The sequence below is a fragment of the Bradyrhizobium sp. 62 genome (genome assembly GCF_023073035.1).
In the GTDB taxonomy this organism is placed as follows: Bacteria; Pseudomonadota; Alphaproteobacteria; order Rhizobiales; family Xanthobacteraceae; genus Bradyrhizobium.
This window is the reverse complement of the sequence record NZ_JADPIT010000030.1, coordinates 15473-18326: the sequence shown is the minus strand read 5'-3', so window position 1 is coordinate 18326 and position 2854 is coordinate 15473. Positions and strand designations below refer to the sequence as shown.

At 61.2% G+C, this 2854-nt stretch carries 4 protein-coding genes; all 4 read right to left on the bottom strand.

Translation table 11 applies throughout. From position 1 onward, the window contains the following. A partial coding sequence (locus tag IVB47_RS27770) for an alpha/beta hydrolase (protein WP_247466039.1) occupies positions 1 to 658 on the bottom strand: 658 nt, incomplete at its 3' end. 91 nt (positions 659 to 749) lie between these two features. Further along, a complete protein-coding gene (locus IVB47_RS27765) occupies positions 750 to 1151 on the bottom strand; it encodes a response regulator (RefSeq protein ID WP_247466036.1) in 402 nt (133 codons plus the stop codon). Between the two features lie 249 nt (positions 1152 to 1400). Next, entirely contained in the window at positions 1401 to 2120 is a 720-nt protein-coding gene (locus IVB47_RS27760) for a DJ-1/PfpI family protein (protein WP_247466033.1), read from the bottom strand. Between the two features lie 116 nt (positions 2121 to 2236). Continuing rightward, the gene (gene arr / locus IVB47_RS27755) at positions 2237 to 2635 is read right to left on the bottom strand and encodes an NAD(+)--rifampin ADP-ribosyltransferase (RefSeq protein WP_247466030.1); all 399 of its coding nucleotides are present in this window, start codon (positions 2633 to 2635) and stop codon (positions 2237 to 2239) included. Between the last annotated feature and the right edge of the window lie 219 nt (positions 2636 to 2854).

Genomic DNA, 2854 nt, shown 5'->3' with positions numbered 1-2854 from the left:
CGGCGATGATGTCTTCGCTGCACTGGAGGATCAGCGTGCGAGCGTTGACCTTGTCCAGGTCCGCGCGATTGTCGGAGAGGAACGTGACCCGGGCGAACTCCTTGGCGATCGCGGGATCAGTACGGCAGAAGCTGTTGGTCAGCTCCTCGCCGAGTTCGGGACGATCGGGATTGCCCATGATGGCGGGCGCCATCTGCGCCGACCACCCCATGTGGTTCTCTTCAAGAAAGGAAAGAAGCTCCTCGATCTGTTGAGCGCTGAAACCGCCGACATAGTCGCCATCGTCGATGTAGCGCGCCGAGGGGCCGACAAGGATAAGGCTCTCGAACAATGTCGGATCCTTGATCGCAGCGAGAACTCCGATCATGGCGCTGACGGAATGTCCCACGAAGACCGCGCCCTTCAGCCCGAGTGCTTGGCTAATCTCGACGACGTCGTCGGCATAACCGGACAATTTCGAATACTTGTGGCGGTCGTACGCGGTGAGGTCCGAGCGGCCCGCTCCGACGTGATCGAACAGCACCGTGCTGAATTCGTCTTCGAACGGCGGGGCCACGAAGCGCCACATGTTCTGATCGCACCCGAACCCATGAGCGAACATCATGGCACGCTCGCCGCGGCCGCGGACCTGCACGTTGTTCCGAAACTCGACAGACACTTGGTACCCCTGAACGCGAGACAGTTCTTATCGTTTCGAGAAGCCTAGGGTGAACTGAACCCGGATGCATCCCTTTTCCGGCGCCCGGCAGCTATGACGTTCGGATGAGAAGATCCGACAAAGCCTGGACCAATTGCGCCGGCGCGAACGGCTTAGGCAGGAGAATGCTGCGGGGCACGCCATTGGAGGCCCATCGGTGGGCGCTATCGCCGGAGACGTACAGGATCCCGCAGCTTGGGTCGTTCTCGCGTGCGAGGCGAGCCAGCCCCCATCCGTCCATCCTGGCGCGGCCGAGATTGATGTCCGTGACCACAGCTCGCGGAAGCGGCGTTCTGATGAGCAAACGGGCGGCCTCTTCGCCCGATGCGGCGCTAACAACCCCGTAACCGGCCTCGATCAAGGTCTCTTCCAGCATCTCACGGAGAAGAGCTTCATCCTCAACCAGAAGAATGGTGGATTTTTCTGCGGCGTTGTGGGAGTTGCTCAGGTGCATTCTCTCGCATCTCCTGTCGAAATGGCATCCGCACCCCGATGACGCCGGTCACCGGCCTCAACGTAGAACAGGATCAAGCGTTCACTTTTTCTCGCCGGGTCGCGCTCAGCCGGGAAACAGCAAAATGTTGGCGCAGACTTCGCTGATGGTGCCAGCCGCAGTCAATTCGCCATTCGTTCGGCCAGAGACGCACCTAACGGAGGGCGATCTTCCGTAAGGTAACCGCCGGGCGCCCAACGGGTCCCGGTGCTATTGCCCCGTGCGGACGAGGTCAAGGAAGCGATTCCAGGCGATCTTGGGAACGAGCCGCCGCTGGTCTGCGGGCATACTGTCGTCCATCATCTTGTTGGCCAGGCGCTGCACCTCTTTGGAGGCCTTGCTGATGTGACCGGCATCAAAAGGCGGATGCCGATCGTATTCAATCACCAGTTGGATGGCCTCGGCCCGCTCACGGCCCGCAATTTCGCCGGCCAGCCAGAGCGCCAGGTCGATGCCAGCCGACACGCCCGCCGCCGTGACGACTTTCCCAGAGCGGACGACGCGCTCATCGGGCCTGGGCTTCGCACCCATGATCCGCAGCACGCCCATCTTGTACCAGTGCGTCGTCGCCGGCTGCCCTTTCAGGATTCCTGCCGCACCAAGGATCAAAGCTCCCGTGCAGACCGAAGCTGTCCACACCGAGGTTCGGTGCACCTTCCGCAGCCAATCGAGGACCTCGTCGTCGACCATCTGACTGGGGGTGGTCGAGCCTCCGGGAACAATGACCACCTCGGGGCAGATCGTCTCCGAGATTGAGTGGGTGGCTCCAAGCAGAAGGCGGCCGCCTTCCGCGACGACGGGCCCGACTTCCTTGCCGATGAACCGCACCTGCGCGCCCGGGATGCGCCACAGCACTTCCCAGGGCCCGACCGCATCGAGCGCCGTCACACCCTGATAGAGCAGGATTGCGATCTCAACAGAAGCTGCCATTCAAAATCTCCTTCAAGGGTCCGACGCTGGCCGGGGACATCCTCAAACGGGGCAAGTCAAGCCAGGCTGTTCTCCGTTGCGAACGCGAAGCCGAGGGCTATGATCTCTATCGACGATCAGTCGATCGCCTCCACGCCTTCCTCCTTCAGCCGCTGGATGTGGTCCTTCATGTCCTTCAGCCGCTCGGCGGAATGTCCGGTCCATTGGCTGACCTCGCTGATAACGCGGAGTGGCTCGCGCGACCGGTAGGATTGCGTGGGGTTTCCAGGAAATTTCCTGTCGGTCAAGTTGGGATCGTCCACGATCTCTCCGGTTGGCTCGACGATGTAGATCCTCTCCGCGCCGTCTCCATGGGCCAGCTCTGCCCCCCATATGGCCGCTTCCAAAGTACCCGTAAGATAAACCCAAGAAGCCTGAGCCCGCCTTCCGTAATTGGAGCGAAAACCGGCTGCGATCAGGTCCCCCGGCTTCAAGTCGGCCCGGGTGCCGTGGTAGAAGGGTCTCGTTCCGCTCATTGAAAAAACCTCGATCCCGGGCTCGCGCGCTCAGCGGCAGCGCCTGGCGTAAGTTTACGAAGCGAAAAGAGTTAAATTTTGGCCGGTCAGTGCTTACAGTTCGGTCGAGCTGAACCGCCGAATCAGAAGAGCTGAGAATGCAATATCGAGCCTGCATCGTTGATGCGAATGGTCGCGAGAACTCCCGCACGTTCGCCTGCGCCAACGACGAGGACGCCA

Excerpts from the sequence above, each read along its gene's own strand:
- IVB47_RS27765 (WP_247466036.1), bottom strand. The coding sequence starts at position 1,151 with ATGCACCTGAGCAACTCCCACAACGCCGCAGAAAAATCCACCATTCTT.
- IVB47_RS27760 (WP_247466033.1), bottom strand. The coding sequence starts at position 2,120 with ATGGCAGCTTCTGTTGAGATCGCAATCCTGCTCTATCAGGGTGTGACG.
- arr (WP_247466030.1), bottom strand. The coding sequence starts at position 2,635 with ATGAGCGGAACGAGACCCTTCTACCACGGCACCCGGGCCGACTTGAAG.